This is a genomic window from Thiobacillus sp., from assembly GCA_024235835.1.
In the GTDB taxonomy this organism is placed as follows: domain Bacteria; phylum Pseudomonadota; class Gammaproteobacteria; order Burkholderiales; family Thiobacillaceae; genus PFJX01.
In genome coordinates this window covers 649,151-664,988 of record JACKLQ010000002.1, presented here as the reverse complement: position 1 = coordinate 664,988, position 15,838 = coordinate 649,151, and the positions used below count along the sequence as shown (strand labels likewise).

The 15,838-nt window shown below is 62.4% G+C and carries 15 protein-coding genes; 7 read left to right on the top strand and 8 right to left on the bottom strand.

What is annotated here, in order from left to right:
• The first annotated feature begins 9 nt into the window (after positions 1 to 9).
• Positions 10 to 474: a glycine zipper 2TM domain-containing protein gene (locus tag H6935_11275; GenBank protein MCP5278927.1), complete on the top strand. Its 465-nt coding sequence runs from the start codon at positions 10 to 12 to the stop codon at positions 472 to 474.
• A gap of 12 nt (positions 475 to 486) precedes the next feature.
• The gene (locus tag H6935_11270) at positions 487 to 1,257 is read left to right on the top strand and encodes a 1-acyl-sn-glycerol-3-phosphate acyltransferase (GenBank protein MCP5278926.1); all 771 of its coding nucleotides are present in this window, start codon (positions 487 to 489) and stop codon (positions 1,255 to 1,257) included.
• Here the strand turns inward: H6935_11270 and H6935_11265 are convergent.
• The 5 genes from H6935_11265 to H6935_11245 all read right to left on the bottom strand — a co-directional run bounded on the left by H6935_11265 (position 1,193) and on the right by H6935_11245 (position 6,054).
• Positions 1,193 to 2,014 carry a symmetrical bis(5'-nucleosyl)-tetraphosphatase gene (locus H6935_11265; protein MCP5278925.1) on the bottom strand — a complete coding sequence of 274 codons (822 nt, stop codon included), beginning with the start codon at positions 2,012 to 2,014 and terminating at the stop codon, positions 1,193 to 1,195. The two genes, H6935_11270 and H6935_11265, sit on opposite strands and share 65 nt — an antisense overlap.
• Complete coding sequence (locus tag H6935_11260) at positions 2,011 to 2,784, bottom strand: tRNA 2-thiocytidine biosynthesis protein TtcA (protein ID MCP5278924.1); 774 nt, start codon at positions 2,782 to 2,784, stop codon at positions 2,011 to 2,013. The genes H6935_11265 and H6935_11260 overlap by 4 nt, the downstream gene beginning before the upstream one ends.
• A 104-nt stretch (positions 2,785 to 2,888) precedes the next feature.
• On the bottom strand, positions 2,889 to 3,431 hold the full coding sequence (locus H6935_11255) for a TlpA family protein disulfide reductase (protein ID MCP5278923.1): 543 nt from the start codon (positions 3,429 to 3,431) through the stop codon (positions 2,889 to 2,891).
• Complete coding sequence (gene dsbD, locus H6935_11250; protein ID MCP5278922.1) at positions 3,431 to 5,704, bottom strand: protein-disulfide reductase DsbD; 2,274 nt, start codon at positions 5,702 to 5,704, stop codon at positions 3,431 to 3,433. The genes H6935_11255 and dsbD overlap by 1 nt, the downstream gene beginning before the upstream one ends.
• Positions 5,705 to 5,715: 11 nt before the next feature.
• Positions 5,716 to 6,054 (bottom strand): divalent-cation tolerance protein CutA, encoded by a 339-nt coding sequence (locus tag H6935_11245; GenBank protein ID MCP5278921.1) that lies wholly within the window; start codon positions 6,052 to 6,054, stop codon positions 5,716 to 5,718.
• Positions 6,055 to 6,107: 53 nt separating this feature from the next.
• On the opposite strand from H6935_11245, the gene H6935_11240 reads away from it, so the two are divergent.
• Entirely contained in the window at positions 6,108 to 6,545 is a 438-nt protein-coding gene (locus H6935_11240; GenBank protein ID MCP5278920.1) for an FxsA family protein, read from the top strand.
• Between the two features lie 160 nt (positions 6,546 to 6,705).
• Positions 6,706 to 8,310 carry a recombinase family protein gene (locus H6935_11235; GenBank protein ID MCP5278919.1) on the top strand — a complete coding sequence of 535 codons (1,605 nt, stop codon included), beginning with the start codon at positions 6,706 to 6,708 and terminating at the stop codon, positions 8,308 to 8,310.
• Between the two features lie 47 nt (positions 8,311 to 8,357).
• Here H6935_11235 and H6935_11230 read toward each other — a convergent pair whose 3' ends face one another.
• Complete coding sequence (locus H6935_11230; protein MCP5278918.1) at positions 8,358 to 9,188, bottom strand: replication-relaxation family protein; 831 nt, start codon at positions 9,186 to 9,188, stop codon at positions 8,358 to 8,360.
• A 910-nt stretch (positions 9,189 to 10,098) separates the two neighbouring features.
• Here H6935_11230 and H6935_11225 point away from each other — a divergent pair.
• The 3 genes from H6935_11225 (at position 10,099) to H6935_11215 (ending at position 13,583) form a co-directional block, all read left to right on the top strand.
• On the top strand, positions 10,099 to 10,962 hold the full coding sequence (locus H6935_11225) for a DUF1738 domain-containing protein (GenBank protein MCP5278917.1): 864 nt from the start codon (positions 10,099 to 10,101) through the stop codon (positions 10,960 to 10,962).
• Positions 10,963 to 11,280: 318 nt separating this feature from the next.
• A complete protein-coding gene (locus H6935_11220; protein ID MCP5278916.1) occupies positions 11,281 to 12,816 on the top strand; it encodes an IS21 family transposase in 1,536 nt (511 codons plus the stop codon).
• 11 nt (positions 12,817 to 12,827) lie between these two features.
• Positions 12,828 to 13,583 (top strand): ATP-binding protein, encoded by a 756-nt coding sequence (locus tag H6935_11215; protein MCP5278915.1) that lies wholly within the window; start codon positions 12,828 to 12,830, stop codon positions 13,581 to 13,583.
• Between the two features lie 378 nt (positions 13,584 to 13,961).
• Here the strand turns inward: H6935_11215 and H6935_11210 are convergent, their stop codons facing one another.
• Together H6935_11210 and H6935_11205 are read right to left on the bottom strand one after the other, a co-directional pair.
• Complete coding sequence (locus H6935_11210; protein ID MCP5278914.1) at positions 13,962 to 14,717, bottom strand: hypothetical protein; 756 nt, start codon at positions 14,715 to 14,717, stop codon at positions 13,962 to 13,964.
• A 2-nt stretch (positions 14,718 to 14,719) separates the two neighbouring features.
• Positions 14,720 to 15,829, bottom strand: coding sequence for a hypothetical protein (locus H6935_11205; GenBank protein ID MCP5278913.1), 1,110 nt, complete (start codon positions 15,827 to 15,829; stop codon positions 14,720 to 14,722).
• Between the last annotated feature and the right edge of the window lie 9 nt (positions 15,830 to 15,838).

Below are 15,838 nucleotides of genomic sequence, written 5' to 3'. Positions count from 1 at the left end.
GAGTTGAAGATGAGCAAGCATTTCGTTTTGATGCTGGTCCCGGCACTTTCGGTCGCGGTGTTGACCGGCTGCGCCAGCGGCCTGGGCAGCGGCGACTACGAGCGTACGGAGGCCCGACGCGTCTATGAGGTGAAGATGGGCGTGGTGGAGAGCGTGCGCCAGGTTCGCCTGGAAGGCACGGAATCCGGCGTGGGCGCAGTGGCGGGTGGTGCCATCGGCGGCATCGCTGGCAGCAGCGTGGGCGGAGGCAAGGGTTCCGCCGTGGGCGCCGTGCTGGGCGCCGTGGCCGGAGGCATGGCGGGCGCGGCGGCGGAAGAGGTGACCACGCGCAAGACCGGGGTCGAAATCGTCGTGCGCCTGGATTCCGGCCGCACCATCGCCGTGGTGCAGGAAGATGCCGGCGAGACCTTCGCCAGAGGCGATCGGGTACGGATGCTGGAATCCGGCGGCCAGGCCCGGGTCACCCGGCAATAAGCGATCCGGCCCTTGGCGATTCTCAAGCTGCTGCGCCTGGCCGGCCACCTGATGGCCGGTGTATTGACCATTTTGCTGCTGTTTCCCCACCTGGACGAGACCGAACGAGGCCGGCGCGTTACCCGCTGGGCGGCGAAGATGCTGGCTATTCTGGGCGTGCAGGTGGTCTCCCGGGGGCGCCCCCCGGCGGTCCGCGCCGGAGGTGCCATGCTGGTGTCCAACCACGTGTCCTGGCTGGACATCCACGTCTTCCATAGCCTCTTGCCGACCCGCTTCATCTCCAAGGCGGAGGTGCGGGGCTGGCCCGTCATCGGCTGGCTGGCGGAGGAGGTGGGCACGGTCTTCCTGGTGCGGGAGAAGAAATCCGATGCGCTGCGGGTCAACCAACTCATGGCCCAGCATCTGCGGGACGGAGAACTGCTGGCCCTGTTCCCGGAAGGCACCACCTCGGACGGCACCGCCGTGCTGCCCTTCTATCCTTCCCTGTTCCAGCCTGCCGTGGAGGCCCAGGCACAGATCTGGCCGGTGCGCCTGCGCTACCTGGACAGCCGGGGCGGGCACAGCGAGGCGGCGGCCTATTACGGCGGCATGACCCTGGCCGAATCCCTCTGGCGCGTCGCCCGTCAGGATCGGGTGGTGGTGGAGGTGGAATTCCTGCCGGTGATCCCCAACCAGGACGGACTGGGTCGCCGGGATCTGGCGCGCCAGGCAGAAACGGTCATTCGTGGGGCCGATGCCGGGACTGGCATGGCACCTGGAAGCACCGTCCGTCATCCAGCCTGAAGGCGGTCAGGGTACCGCCCCACAGGCAGCCCGTGTCCAGGGCCACCACGTCTTCCCGCACCAGCAGTCCCAGGGTGGACCAGTGGCCCATGAGCACACGCACGTCCGTGCTCCTGCGACCGGGAAAATCGAACCAGGGGGTCAGGTCATGCGGCGCCGTGCCGAGGCCCAGTTTATGCTGGAACTCCAGGCTGCCGTCCCGGTGCAGGTAGCGGGTACGGGTGAAGGCGTTGGCCAGGAAGCGCAGCCGGTCCTGGCCCTCCAGGGCAGGGTTCCAGCGGCGGGGCTCGTTGCCATACATGTGCTTGAGGAATTTCTTCCACCTGGCCCCCCGCAGGGCGTTTTCCAGTTCCCGGGCATGTATCTCGGCGTCGTCCCCGCTCCAGTCCGGCGACAGGCCCGCATGGACCATGAGCCAGTTTCCCTGGCGATGCACCATGGGCCTGTGCCGCAGCCAGGCGAGGACTTCCTGCCGGTCCGGCGCCCCCAGGATCATCTCCAGGGTGTCCTTGCGATGGGGCGGCACGTAACCCTCGGCCACCGCCAGCAGGTGCAGATCGTGGTTGCCCAGCACCGCCACCACCGCATGGTCGTGGGCCATGCACCAGCGCAGCACCGCCAGGGAATCCTCGCCCCGGTTCACCAGGTCGCCGGTGATCCACGCCTTGTCCCTGGCCGGGTCGAAGTCCACGGTCTGGAGCAATTCAAGGAAGGCCTCGTGGCAGCCCTGGATGTCGCCGATGACATAGGTGCTCATGGGGTAGTCCCCTCTCCCTCCGGGAAAGGGTCTGGGTGAGGCAGCGACGTTTGATCATGCAAAGGCTCCTCCTTCTCACCCAGCCACTCCCCCGGTGTTGGAGGGGGGCAAGTTTGCACCGCCATCAAGGGCCGCATGGTGGCCAGCAGGTTGGCGAAAAGCTGGGGATGCAGCTTCTCCTGTTCCGCCAGCAGACCCTTCATCTGGAAGCGCTGCATGGGCATGGAAAAGCAGGCGGGGCAATTCTCGTGGATCACCGGCAACCCGGCGTGGACGGCGAAGTCCCGGGTCTGGCGTTCCCGGGCGTAGGCGAGGGGGCGAATGACCCGCACGTCGCCGGCGTCGTTCAGGTAATGGGCCTGCATGGTGCGCAACTTGCCGCCAAAGAATGCGCTCATCAGGAAGCTTTCCGCCAGGTCGTCCAGGTGCTGGGCCAGGGCCAGCACGTTGTAGCCCTGCTCCCGGGCGATGCGGTAGAGGATGCCCCGGCGCATACGGGAGCAGTAGGCGCAGAAGGAATCCCCCTTCATGTGCTCCGCGGCGGATTCGACGATGGGCTGGGACTCATAGAAATAGGGCACCCCCAGCTCGGCCATGTAGGCCTTGAGGGGGGAGGGATCGTACTCCGGCGATTGGGGATCCACGGTGCAGCAGGCCAATTCGAATTTCACCGGAGATTTATTTTGCAGATGCAGCAGGATGTGCAGCAGGGAGAGGCTGTCCTTGCCGCCGGACAGTCCCAGCAGGACCCGGTCCCCGTCCCGGATCATGGCGTAGTCGCCGATGGCACGGCCGGCGGCGGCCAGCAGGGTGCGGGACGGCTTGGCCGGCTTGGCCGTGCCCGATGCGGGGGCGGGGGCCTCGACCGTGGCGCTCACAGCAGGGGCTCGACGATGCCGGCCAGGCGCTCCTCAGCCACCTCCCCCACCAGGGTGGCCACGGCTTTGCCGCGGCGGTCGAACACCACCGTATAGGGGAGCCCCCCCAGGCGGTTGCCCGCGGCCAGGCCCAGTTCCACCGCCTTCATCCCGCCCAGGAGGATGGGGTAGTCCATGCCGGTCTCGTCCACATAGGCCTGGACCTTTTCCGCTTCATCCAGGGCCACGCCCACGATCTGCAGCCCCTGGCTGCCGAGGCGCTGCTGCAGGCGGATGAAACCCGGAATCTCCTTGCGGCAGGGCGGGCACCAGGGGGCCCAGAAATTCAGCACCGTCACCTTGCCCAGCCATTGATTCAGGGGCTGGTTCTGCCGGACCAGGTCCGGCAGGGTGGCGTTCCATACGCCGGAGATGTCCACTTCGGCGGGCGCCCCCAGCGTGGCGGATCCCTGCTGCCGGGCTCGCTGGCCTGTTATCCAGGACGTGGTGGCCAGCCCCGCTGCCACCAGGGACAGGATCAGCAAGGCGCGCCGGGAAATCACGGCAGAGCTTTGTCGATGCTGGCGAGGAACTGCTCGGCCTTTTCATAGCCCACGACACGGTAGGCGACTTCCTGGCCTTGGGCATCGAAGAAGATGATGCCGGGGGGCCCGAACAGTTTGAATCGGGCCAGCAGGGCCTTGTCGTCGGCGGTGTTGCCGGTGACGTCCGCCTGGAGCAGCACCACGTCCTTCAGTCGATCCAGTACCTGGGGATCGGAGAAGGTGAAGCGCTCCATCTCCTTGCAGGACACGCACCAGTCCGCGTAGAAATCCAGCATCACCGGCTTGCCGTTGGCGGCGGCCACGGCGGCGTCCAGTTCAGCCACGTTGTTGACCCGCTTGAAGGCCAGGTGGGGCTTGGATTCCGCCGCGCCGGCCGGACCGCCCTGGAACACCGAGAGGGGCTGGAGCAGGTCCCTGCTGCCGCCCAGGGCCCCCAGCAGCAGGGCGATGCCCGCCACCAGGAAGATGACGCCCACGCCCTTCCAGAATCTTGCGAAGCCCTTGGCGTTCACCGCCAGGGGCTCCAGGGCGTGGAGGTACATGGCGGAGATGATCAGCAGGGCCGACCACAGGGCCATGTTCAACACCGCCGAGAGCAGCGGCGAGATGAGCCAGATGGCCACGGCCAGCAGGGCCACGCCGAAGAACTTCTTCACCGCCTCCATCCAGGCGCCGGCCTTGGGCAGCAGTGCCCCGGCGGAGAGACCCACGGCCAGCAGGGGCACGCCCATGCCCATCGCCAGGGAAAACAGGGAGACGCCCCCCAGCACCACGTCACCGGTCTGGCTGATATAGAGCAGGGCGCCGGCCAGGGGCGCGGCCACGCAGGGACCCACGATGAGGGCGGACAGGGCCCCCATGGCAAACACGCCGCCGAAGCGGCCGCCCGGCACCTTGTTGCTGGCCTCGGTGAGGCGGCTTTGCAGGAAGCTGGGCATCTGCAGCTCGTAGAAGCCGAACATGGACAGGGCCAGGGCGACGAAGATGGCCGCGCCGGTGCCCAGGGCCCAGGGGTTCTGCAGCGCGTTGGAGATGAGGGTGCCCGACAGGCCGGCGATGATGCCGACGATGGCATAGGTGGCGGCCATGCCCAGCACGTAGGCCAGGGACAGACTGAAGCCCTTGGCCTTGGTCATGTGCTGGCCCCGGCCCACGATGATGCCGGACAGGATGGGGATCATGGGGAAGACGCAGGGCGTCAGGGACAGCAGCAGGCCAAAGCCAAAGAAGCTGGCGATGATGACCCAGAAATTTCCCCCCTGGAGAATCTGGGCGATGCGTCCGCTCTCCGACGTGTCGGTGGCGGCCGGCGATGGGGCCTCGGCGGCGGGGGTGGCCTCTGCGACCACGGGCATGGCCGTCAGGTCCACGTCCATTTCCGTCTCCTGGGGCGGGTAGCAGATGCCCTTCTCGCTGCAACCCTGGTGCTCTGCCACCAGCTTGAGGTGCTGGGTACTGGCGGGCAGGCCCGCCAGGTTGATGCCCACGGCGAAGGCGTTGTGGTAGACGTAGGTCTTGCCGAAGTTGGGGTCTTCCTTCTCGTCCGCCGGCGGCAGGTCGAGGCCCGTCACCGTGACCCCGGCGGGGTCGGTGACCTTGAAGAGGATCTTGTCCCTGTAGAGATAGTACTGGGGCGCCACGCTGAAGCGGGCCTCCAGCCCCCCACCCTGGCGCGGCGCCACGGCCACCTGGAAAGCCTCCTCAGGCGACAGGAACTCCGGTTCTTCGTCCCCGCCGAAGGAAGAGGCCAGGTTCTTCAGCCGGGCCAGGGCCTCGCTGCTTTGGGCCTGGGAGGATGCGGGCTCGGCCGGAACGCTGGCCGCCGCCGCAACGGGGATGACCATGATGGCGGCAGTGGCCTCCTGGGGCGAGTAGCACACCCCCACGTCGGCGCAGCCCTGGAACTCCGCCTTGAGGTTGAAGCTGCTGGCACCGCTGGCGGTGACGGGAATCCGCACCCGCAGGTCGCCGCGATGAGTCTCCACCTTGCCCAGGAACTCGTCCTGCTTGACCTTGCCAGGGGGCATGGAGGGCGCACCCAGCTTGACGCCGTTGTCGGCGGAGAACTTGAACTTGCTGTGATAGAGGTAATAGCCGTTGGCGATCTGGAATCGCGCCTCCACATGGCCGGGCTCCTTCTGCCGGGCGGAGAACTGGAAAGCCTTCTCCGGCTCCAGCAGATCCTCTTCCGCCTGGGCGGGAACCGCCAGCAGGCCCAGCAGACAAATCAGGGGAGTTACGAATCGATGCACAAATGCTTGAGGCATGAAAGCTCCATTCAGGCCAGTGTGGACGCCTGGGGGTTGGTCGTGTCGGCAACCCAGCGCAGATAGTCCGGAAGCCCCGCCTCGATCCTCAAGGCGATGATCTCCGGCAGGTTGTAGGGGTGGTGCTGCTGTATATAGGCCTCCACGGCGGGGTAAAGTTTCGCCGTGGTCTTGATGAACAGGGGAACCTCCCCATCTTCCCGGGAGGCGCCTTCCCATATGTAGAAGGACCGGCAGGACGCCAGCACATTCACGCAGGCCGCCAGACGCGTCTCCACCAATCCCCTCGCCAGGCGACGGGCCGCATCCGCATCAGGCAGATTGGTTAGGACGAGCAGGGTTTCTGGCACGGGAATAGGATGAAAGGGATCGGATGAGGTTTGGTTTTATCGGGATTATAGCCGTGGCCTTTTTGGCCCTGGAAATAGTAGGAATAGCCCTGGTGGCAGGAGAAATCGGCGGCCTGCGCACCTTCCTCTGGCTGCTGGGCGCCGCCCTGGCCGGGGGCTGGCTGATCCGCAGCGCCGGCACCGGCTTCATGCCTGAACTCGTCCAGGCCACCACCAGCGGCCGGGACCCCTTCAGCGTGATGTGGACAGCAGGCCGCCGCTTCCTCGCCGGCCTGCTCTTGATCTTCCCAGGCCCCATCACCGATGTGCTGGGCCTGCTGCTGTTGCTCACGACGGGCCTGCCCCGCCCCTCCCAGCCCGCCGCCGCCTATCGTCCGGGGCCTGGTCCGCACCCTGAAGGGGGGCGCGCTTACACGCCCGGTGGGGCCCATCGCCCCGACGGCCGCCGGGACGACGATGTCATAGAAGGGGAATTCCGGCGCGAGGACTGACGCCCGCCCCGCCTCTCTACAGTTCGTGGTCGTAGTCCACGATCAGGGGGGCGTGGTCTGAGAAACGCTGGTCCTTGTAAACTCTGGCGGACCGGGCCTTGGCGGCAATGCCCGGCGTGGCGATCTGGTAATCAATCCGACAAAATACCTGATATATTCCGTGGCCATGGACAAGCCACGTGTTTATTCCTATCGTCGGTTTTCGTCTCGGCGTCAGGCGTCGGGACACAGTCTGCAACGTCAGATCGATAGTGCTAGGCGTTGGTGCATTGAGCATGACTTAGAGCTTGATGAGTCGTTGGCACTATCTGATCTTGGCATATCTGCCTACAAGGGCGACAACGTTTCGAGGGGTGCCCTGTCCGGGTTCCTGCGTGCCGTAGAGACTGGGCACGTCCCCAAGGGCTCCATCCTCTTGGTGGAGAGTCTTGACAGGCTTTCACGCAATGCCATTCCGGAGGCTTCGGGGTTACTGACATCGATCGTCAGGGCGGGCATCAGGGTGGTATCCATGATTGATGGGTATGAATGGAACAACGAGACCATCAACGATTTCCACTCCTTTCTATTGTCTGTAGTGCTGTTCTCCAGGGCTAACGAAGAGAGTTCGACTAAGGCGAAACGTGTCAGCCAGAAGTTTCAAAGCAAACGAGAAAACGGTCTGCCAGTCGTTTCAATAATGCATGGACCGGGCTGGGTTATCCCTCGGGCAGACCGCTCCGGTTGGGATTTGGACCCAGATAAAGCGCAATCAGTTAGACAGGTTTTCGCTCTTACGGCCGGCGGTTTAGGTGGGATAGCGATAGCCAGAATCGCAAATAATGAAGGATGGGTAAGACCTTGGCGAGGCAGGCGGAATGCAAGCGATGCATGGGAGCACACCGCTATCAGCCGATTACTGCGTGACAGACGGGTCTTAGGGGAATGGCAGCCACACCGAGTCGTTGCCAGAAAACTGGTCCCAGATGGAGATCCGGTATTGCACTATTTCCCTGCGGTTATCGATGAGCAACTCTGGCATAAAGCACAAGCAGCCATCTCAACCCGCCAAGGTCCAAAACGGATGCAAGGTATCAGGGCAGACATTTTTTCGGGTCTTGTTTACTGCTCCTGCGGAAAGCGGATGCAAAGGAAATCTCCGTCTGGCCGGGGCACTGCACGCTATTACTGTATGGACCGGATAGCAGGCATTACTCAGTGCCCCTCCATTCCAGAAGCGGCATTAACTGGACCAGTTATTGCCGCTATTGCACAAGTAGAGCACGACACCTTCGATGCCAATGCGACTGTAGCGGCGAAGCGTGAGACGCTGTTTCTGGCCGAATCAAAGGTTAAAGATATAGAAGCAAGATCAGAGCGACTGCTTGCCGCCATTGAGGAGAGTGGTCATAACCCGCTCGTAATTAGCCGACTGGCTAAGGTCGAGAAGGAAAGAACACAAGCTGAGGCAGAAGTCATTGCAGCCCGGGAAGCCTTGGCTGTCTTACCCTTCAAACCACCGGAATGGGGGAGGGAGTTCGCTGTCAATGTGGCGGCGGCAGTGAACGATAAGGTTGCGGTTGAGGAACGTTACAGATTAGCCGCCGCCCTGACTGCCGTGGTTGAACGTATTGTGTGGCATGGGACATTCGCCATGATTCACACACTGAGGGGTCCAACATTAAGCATCAACCCCAATCGTCACTCATTGCCCAAACGAGGGCGCCCACGTAAACACATTGCGAATCCGGATGAAGGATTGAACAAAGAAGGGAACCCCGAGTAGCCGGCTCGGGGGCCGCAGCGGGTCTGCCGCAGTCTGAATCAGTGCCATTAGAAATCAGAGCCGGCTCCATCTGACTTCGACTCAATAAGAATGTATTTGGCCTCTGTAACGTATAGCAACCGAACCGCAAAAATCCTTTGTGAGATCAAGGCGTCTGTCCAACCCGCATGACGCAAGTCAGCGCAGACTCGCTCTATGAACGGGGTGTTGGAGACGAACACAACTTTCTGCAACTTGTATCCACCCGGCATATCTACAGGAATATCCTTGCCCCGTGCCGGCGCCCAGATTTTCTTTAGCCAGCTGAGCAGCTTTTCATAATCCCTCTCGTTGCGGCGGCTGCGCTCCACCTCCACCCACCAGACTTCTTTACCGTTGCGCACCAACGCATCCGGCTTCTTGCCTTCAATACCCTCATTGCCGCCCAGCCACTCACCACTGGCAATCTCATGCTCAGAGTTTGCTCGGTAGCCCTGGAGCAGCGCTCCGATGGTGATTTCGTTGGCAAGCCGACGATGATGAAAGAACGACAAGCTCACTCGCCGCACGATGTCTTTGCCGGACTTTGCCGGTATGCCCATGTCCTGCAACTGGCGGACACCTGCCTCGGCCAGCCCGTAGATCAGGCTACCGTCTGGCGCTTTGATGGACAGCACCTTGTTCTGCTGCCTCAAGCGTCGCAGCGTTCGTTGAGCCATACGCCGTGCCGAGTTGGTGACCTCAATCACGATGGGGCGGAAGTCCCCTCCACCCTTTACCCTGGGCATCCAATGCAATGAGGCAAGGTCTCGGGTCCGGAGCCAGCCAAACTTGTGCAACGACTTGAGCACTTTCTGTTCTGAGTGCCGTGCTACCTCACGGCTATCGCTATTTCCCATGTGGTATCTCCAGTTGTGGTGATACCACGTATAGCGACGAGACCTATATGCGGCCCCCCATGCGCCCCGGGCCGCACAGGGAGGTCGAACAGCTAGTCACCGTTCCCTTTTCGCTTTCTGGACGAAAGCGCGCTCACTCGCCCCGTCTGAACGCCGTTTCGTGCCCTGGAAAGGCGAGCGTCCCTTCACCTTGATCTGTCTTGGCGACAGACTCAACGTGCGGGAAACTAGGGCGCCTGGCATCCCTGAACGGGACGCCCGCTCCGGTTCACGCTGTTCACGCGCCCTAGTTTCCCGCACCTTGAGTCCAAGGTTCGGGACGCGGGCAAGCCCCCGCTAATCGTCGGCATTGGGATGCCTCAATCCCGTAGGCGGGATTGCCGATAAGCGGTCCCCCCAGCGCCGGGGTGACCCAACTAGGGTTGGGAGCACCCCGCCGGACTGCGAGCTGGAAGCTCTTGTCCCACCCTCACTCAGCTCGGCAAGTTCCTTGCCGGCACGAGTGGGGCGGCTCCCTGCTCCGTCGCTCGGCTGAAGCCCAGCGACTGCGTGCTTCGCTTGCCAGACAGCGGGCACAGACTGTGGATACAGACTGTGCTGAAAGGCGTGAAACAGCATGGGTTGGCACCCCGATGCTCGTCATCCACCCCTGTTTCGGCGCACTCATTCGTAGCCGCCCAGTATCACCACCCGGACGGGGCGGGCAGGGCACAAGGGCACGCCGTCACGCCAACCGTCAGGGCTTTCGCGGCATAAAGCGGTCCCCCCTGGCGGGTCCCCCCGTTTATTCCACGATCCCTGGATTGTCATGCCGACCTGCTGGCCCTGTTCCCCGCCCCTGTTCCCGTTTGTCTCTCCGATGGTGAGGCGGCTCCGAAGAGCAGCGTTAGTCCGATACAGGAGATAAACCATGACGACGACCATCCACCAACCCACCCAACAAGCTATGGGCGTTCCCCCCATGCCCCCCGAGGCTCACCCAAGAGCAACAGGTATGGACTTCAGGGACCTGCTCAACCAAGCACTGAGCGAGCCGGGCATCGTCAGCCAGGCTTACCGGCGATTTCATCGCTACAGCCTGGGCAATCAAATCCTTGCCGCAGTGCAGCTGAATGAGCGTGGCTTGCCCCTTTCCCCTATTGCAAGCTTTGGCCGGTGGCAGGAGCTGGGACGGCAGGTGCGTAAGGGCGAGAAAGCCCTGGCGCTCTTCATGCCGGTAACCATCCGCCTGCAGGAAGAACGGGATGAGGAGGTAGGGGAAGTCATCGAGAGCACTGCGACGTTCACCCTGTTCAGGCTGGCACGGAACTGGTTCTCCCTGGAGCAGACCGAAGGAACCGCCTACGTGGAACCTATGGACACCCCGGCCTGGGATGCCGATCTGGCCCTGGTCAATCTGGACATCTCAGAGACCCGGTTTGCCATGGTGAACGGCAATGTGCAGGGCTATGCCATCGAGCGTCAGATTGCCATCAACCCCCTGGCGGAACACCCCCACAAAACGAGGTTCCACGAAGTTGCCCACATCGTGCTGGGACACACCCAGGAAGCGGGTTGCTGGGACACGCAGACCCTTTCTCGCCGGCTTCAGGAGGTTGAGGCGGAGAGCGTGGCGTTCTTGTTATGCGCTGTGCTTGAGCTGCCCGGACTAATGGAGTCCCGAGGCTACATCCAATCATGGCTGGGTGAAGAGGAGCTGCCTGCGAAGTCGGCGCAGCGGATTTTCAGCGCTGCTCAGAAGGTCCTTGCGGCCGGCAGAGCCGAACAGGATTGAGTATGCCCAACAGGGCTTGGCATTCATTGAATAGGAGCAAACAACATGACTTTCTGGAATAACTTGCTGTGCTTGTTTGGCTGGGGTGGCGACCACATGGACGATGGGCTTTCCAGCTCCTCAGGGACTGATATGGGCTGTAGCATCAACCCTGCGTTGCGTATTCCACGCCAAACCGGCCACCCATTCCACGCCAAACCGGCCAGTGATTCCACGGCAAACTGGCCACCTGTTCCAGGTTAACCTGGCCACCAGAATCCGTAGCGAAGCGATGCAGGGATAACCCTGGCAGCCTTGGCGATTTTGCCGAGGCTGCCGATGGCGAACACGAGGTTATCCATGCGCAAGATTGAAGACGTATTGCGGCTGCATTTCGCATGCGACCGCTCCAACCGGGAGATCGCGGCCGCGCTCGGCATCGGCCGCGCCACCGTCAGCGACTACCTGCGTCGCGCCCAGATGGCGGGCATCCGCTGGCCCTTGCCGGAGGACATAACCGAACTCGCCCTGGAAGCCCGGCTGTTTCCCAGCCTGCCGGCCTCCAAGGTCAAGCGCCCCGAACCCGACTGGGGCCATGTCCACCGGGAGCTGGGCAAGAAGGGCATCACCCTCGACCTGCTCTGGCAGGAGTACCGGGAGGCTCACCCCGAGGGCTACCAGTACAGCGCCTTCTGCCAGCACTATCGGGACTTTGCCGAGGCCCTGCCGGTCACCCTGCGCCAGGCGCATGCCCCCGGTGAGCGCCTGTTCGTCGACTACAGCGGCCAGACCCTATCGGTCATCGATCCGGGCACCGGCGAGGTCCGCCAGGCCCAGGTCTTCGTCGCCGTGCTGGGCGCCTCGAACTACACCTATGTCGACGCGACCTGGAGCCAGGGGCTGGCGGACTGGACCGCCTCCCACGTGCGCTGTTTCGAGTATCTGGGCGGGGTGCCCGAACTGCTGGTGCCGGACAACCTCAAGAGCGCGGTGTCCGGGGCGAACTTCTTCGACCCCGACCTCAACCCCACCTACCACGACCTGGCACGCCACTACGGCACCGCCATCCTGCCCGCCCGTGTCAGGAAGCCCCGCGACAAGGCCAAGGTCGAGGCCGGGGTGCTCCTCGCCCAGCGCTGGATCCTGGCGCGGCTGCGGCACCAACGCTTCTTCAGCCTGGAGGAACTGAACCGGGCCATCCGGCCGCTGCTCGCCGAACTGAATGCACGGCCCTTCAAGAAGCTGCCCGGCTCCCGGCAAAGCGTCTTCGAGGCCGTGGACCGCCCCGCCCTCAAGCCCTTGCCCCTGGTCCGCTATGAATTCGCCGAGTGGAAGACGGTGACCGCCGGCATCGACTATCACGTCGAGGTCACCGGCCATTACTACTCCGTGCCCTACCGCCATGCCCGGCAGAAGCTGGAGGCGCGCTTTACGGCCAGCACGGTCGAGCTCTTCAAGAAGGGCGAGCGCATCGCCTGCCATCCCCGCTCCCTGAGCAAGGGCCGGCACACCACCCTGGAGGCCCACCTGGCGCCGGCCCACCAGAAGGTGGCGGGCTGGAACCGCGAACGCTTCCTGGCCTGGGCCACCAAGATCGGGGCCCATACCGAGGCGGCCGTCGATCACATCCTGCGCGCCCGCACCCATCCCCAGCAGGGCTACCGCGCCGCACTCGGCGTTCTGCGCCTGGCTAAGGCCTATGGCCCTGACCGCCTGGAGGCGGCCTGCCAGCGCGCCTTCCGCATCCAGTCGGTCACCTATCGCTCCATCGACTCGATCCTCAAGCACGGCCTGGACCGTCCTGCCCGCCAGGCCGCCCAGGCCAGCCTGCCCCTCGACCACGCCAATGTGCGCGGGGCCGAGTATTACCACTGACCGGAGACACCATGCTCAACCATCCCACCCATGACACCCTGACCCAGTTGCGCCTCTATGGCATGGCCCGTGCCTTGGCCGAACAAGCCAGCCAGCCGGAGATCGACGCCCTGACCTTCGAGGAACGGCTCGGCCTGCTCGTCGATCGTGAACGTGTCGAACGCCAGAACCGACAGACCGCCAGCCGGCTGCGCCGGGCGCGCCTGAAACAGCCCGCGGTGGCCGAAGACATCGACTACCGTCACCCCCGGGGGTTGGACCGTGCCTTGTTCCGCCGACTGCTGACGGGGGAATGGGTCCAGAGCCACCAGAACGTCCTGATCACCGGCCCCACGGGGGTGGGCAAGACCTACTTGGCGTGCGCCTTGGCCAACGCCGCCTGCCGGCAAGGCAGGACCGCGCTGTACCAGCGCCTGCCACGCCTGTTCGAGGAGTTGGCCATCGCACGCGGGGATGGCCGCTATGCCAAGTTGATGGCCAGCCTGGCCAAGGTCGACATCCTGATCCTGGATGACTGGGGCCTGGCCATGCTCGATGATGAACGTCGGCGGGATTTGTTGGAGGTCCTGGATGAGCGGTACCAGACCCGTTCCACCGTGATCACCAGCCAGTTGCCAGTGAGCACCTGGCATGACGCCCTGGGCGACCCCACCCTGGCCGATGCCATCCTCGATCGAGTCGTCCACCACGCCCACCTGCTGAACCTGGTCGGCGAATCCTTGCGGAAACTCAGGCCTAAATTGACGGCGGAATCCGTTCAGGAGTAAACAGCTTCCACCCCCCGCGTCGCTTCGCTCTGACTGGCCAGTTTGCTCTGGAATAGGTGGCCGGATTCACGTGGATTGGGTGGCCAGTTTCCGTGGAATGCGCAACCCTGCGTCGGGCTTGCCGATGGTAGGCGGCTGCGCTGGGGTCGATATCGAAGGCAATCCCTACGGGGTTGATTTTCATCACGACGAATCGTGGTCGACTATCGACTCCGGCATTGGTGACGGCTCTTGGATGGACAGCTCAAGCGGGAGCGACCCCTTCTCTAGCAACTCGGACAGCTTTAGTAGTGAGATTGGCAATAGCTGGGATGACTAGAAGAATGCCTAGCAGAGCGCCTTAGTCATTTGGGTCTATCTTGCCGGGATTCACAACGCCTACGATGCCGGTTTGTCGAGGGTCCGTAAGAGTGCCATTGCGTAATCTATCCCCGCCTGAAGCACGAATGTTGGCGTGATCACAAGCCAGAAACCAGCGAAATATAGAACGTCTAGGAAGAGCGCCGTAAGCAGTGGCTTGTTCAGCTTCAGGTCTGCCCATAATGTCGAGGCAGATAGCGGGCGGGGCGAATCTGCGAACCACAGCGCTAACGTTCCGGCAGCAAGGATGATTACCATCCATATGGCGTATGACCTAAGACCATAGAGATTCCGCCGGAACCCATATGCTGCGTTCTCCTTGTGTAGCAAGGCATGGCTTTCGTCACGCCGAGCTTCAATAAGTGCTTTTGTTGCCGACCGATATACCGCATCGCATTTCTCTGGCTGTTGTGCCTCTTCTATCGCACTGGGGAGCGCCACGCCCGTCAACTTATTGAGCTGGCCGTGGTAGCGAGCTTTGGTCATCTCGTCTATGTGGACATCACGATGCCGTAGAAGGATTGTTGTTGGCCATCCTCCCCAACGTGAAATAAGCATTGCCTCTGCCGCTTTGCCCTTATGTCGAGCGATTGTGGCGATCAGATACAGTAGAGCGCTGAATGCCACAGCTGCCACGACACCCTCAAATACCGAAGCCGAAAGGTCAATCCCGAGTAGCGGCAGATACCAGAGCAGCGGGAGGAGAAAGATAACCGCCGGGTAGAGTCTGGCCGTTCTTCCATAAGAGTCAAACAGCTCACGGACGACATCCATGCTCAATCGTAGTCCTCCACTATGGGGGAAAACTCGGTAGCCTCGGCACTCGTATAGTTGGAGCGTGGTGGAAAACCGCCCCAATGCACTTTCTTAGCGCCCTGCGTAATGATGACCCTGCCACCTCGGCGCATGAAGGCATTCAAGACGATCTTGCGGGGATGGGATGCGTCATCCTTCGGTGCAGACACAAATGCGGCGAATCGGTTTGTCTGCTGCGGTTGCTTTGGTCCCAGGAGAGCATCAAGAACAGTAGGTCCAACGTTTCGACGGCTACCGTGGTGCGGCACCTGCACAAAGCTGAACTGCTGCAACGGCAGTCCATTAGCCGTGGCGAAGTTGGTAGCCCACCATAGAGCGTTGACCCCTGCATCGCCTGTCAGAAGGAGACGGTTTTCGGGGTCGAGGTCAGCGTAAAGGATTACGCTGCTTTCATTGCTTGCCGATGTGATACCGCCATCCCGCAGACGTTCATATTCCCAGGATTCGGTCGTCCATTTCTCGGCAGCCCTGGAGGCAATCTCAAAGATTTTCGAGAACATGTTCGGCTTACCAATCCACATATTGGCCGCTTCAATGGCTGCCTGATCCGGCTCAGGCGTTCGGTCGAACTGTGGCAATAGGTAGTTGTATGTTGGGCGGTTTGGAGAAAGGACTGTAAACGGTCCGATTTGGGCACCTTGGCCAGGGAAGTTGATCTTGCACCCCTTTTGAACCGCAAGATCGACGATTTCACTGATGATAGGAAACTCATCCTTTATTGCTTTTTCGAGACCGGCGTCCGTCCAACGCTTATCCTTGAAAAGGTGCCTCGTCTCAGCGGCATGAAGCCAAGGGATGTGCAACCACAGCTCCAGGCAAGTTACCTCTTCGAGAACCCGCCGAAGTCCGGAGGCATGATCGGCATCAGAGTGTGTAAGAACGACGTGATTGAAGTAGGCTGTTGAGCCGAACTCAGTGCGAATGTGATCGATGATCGCATCGCCCGTATCAAGCGTTCCACCATCCACCAGCATTAGCCCATAGGCATTGGGCTCGCCATATCTGACGACGATTGCATCCCCCGCCTTGCTGGCATCACCAACTGGAAGAAACTCGATTTCACACTTCATAACCTGGTT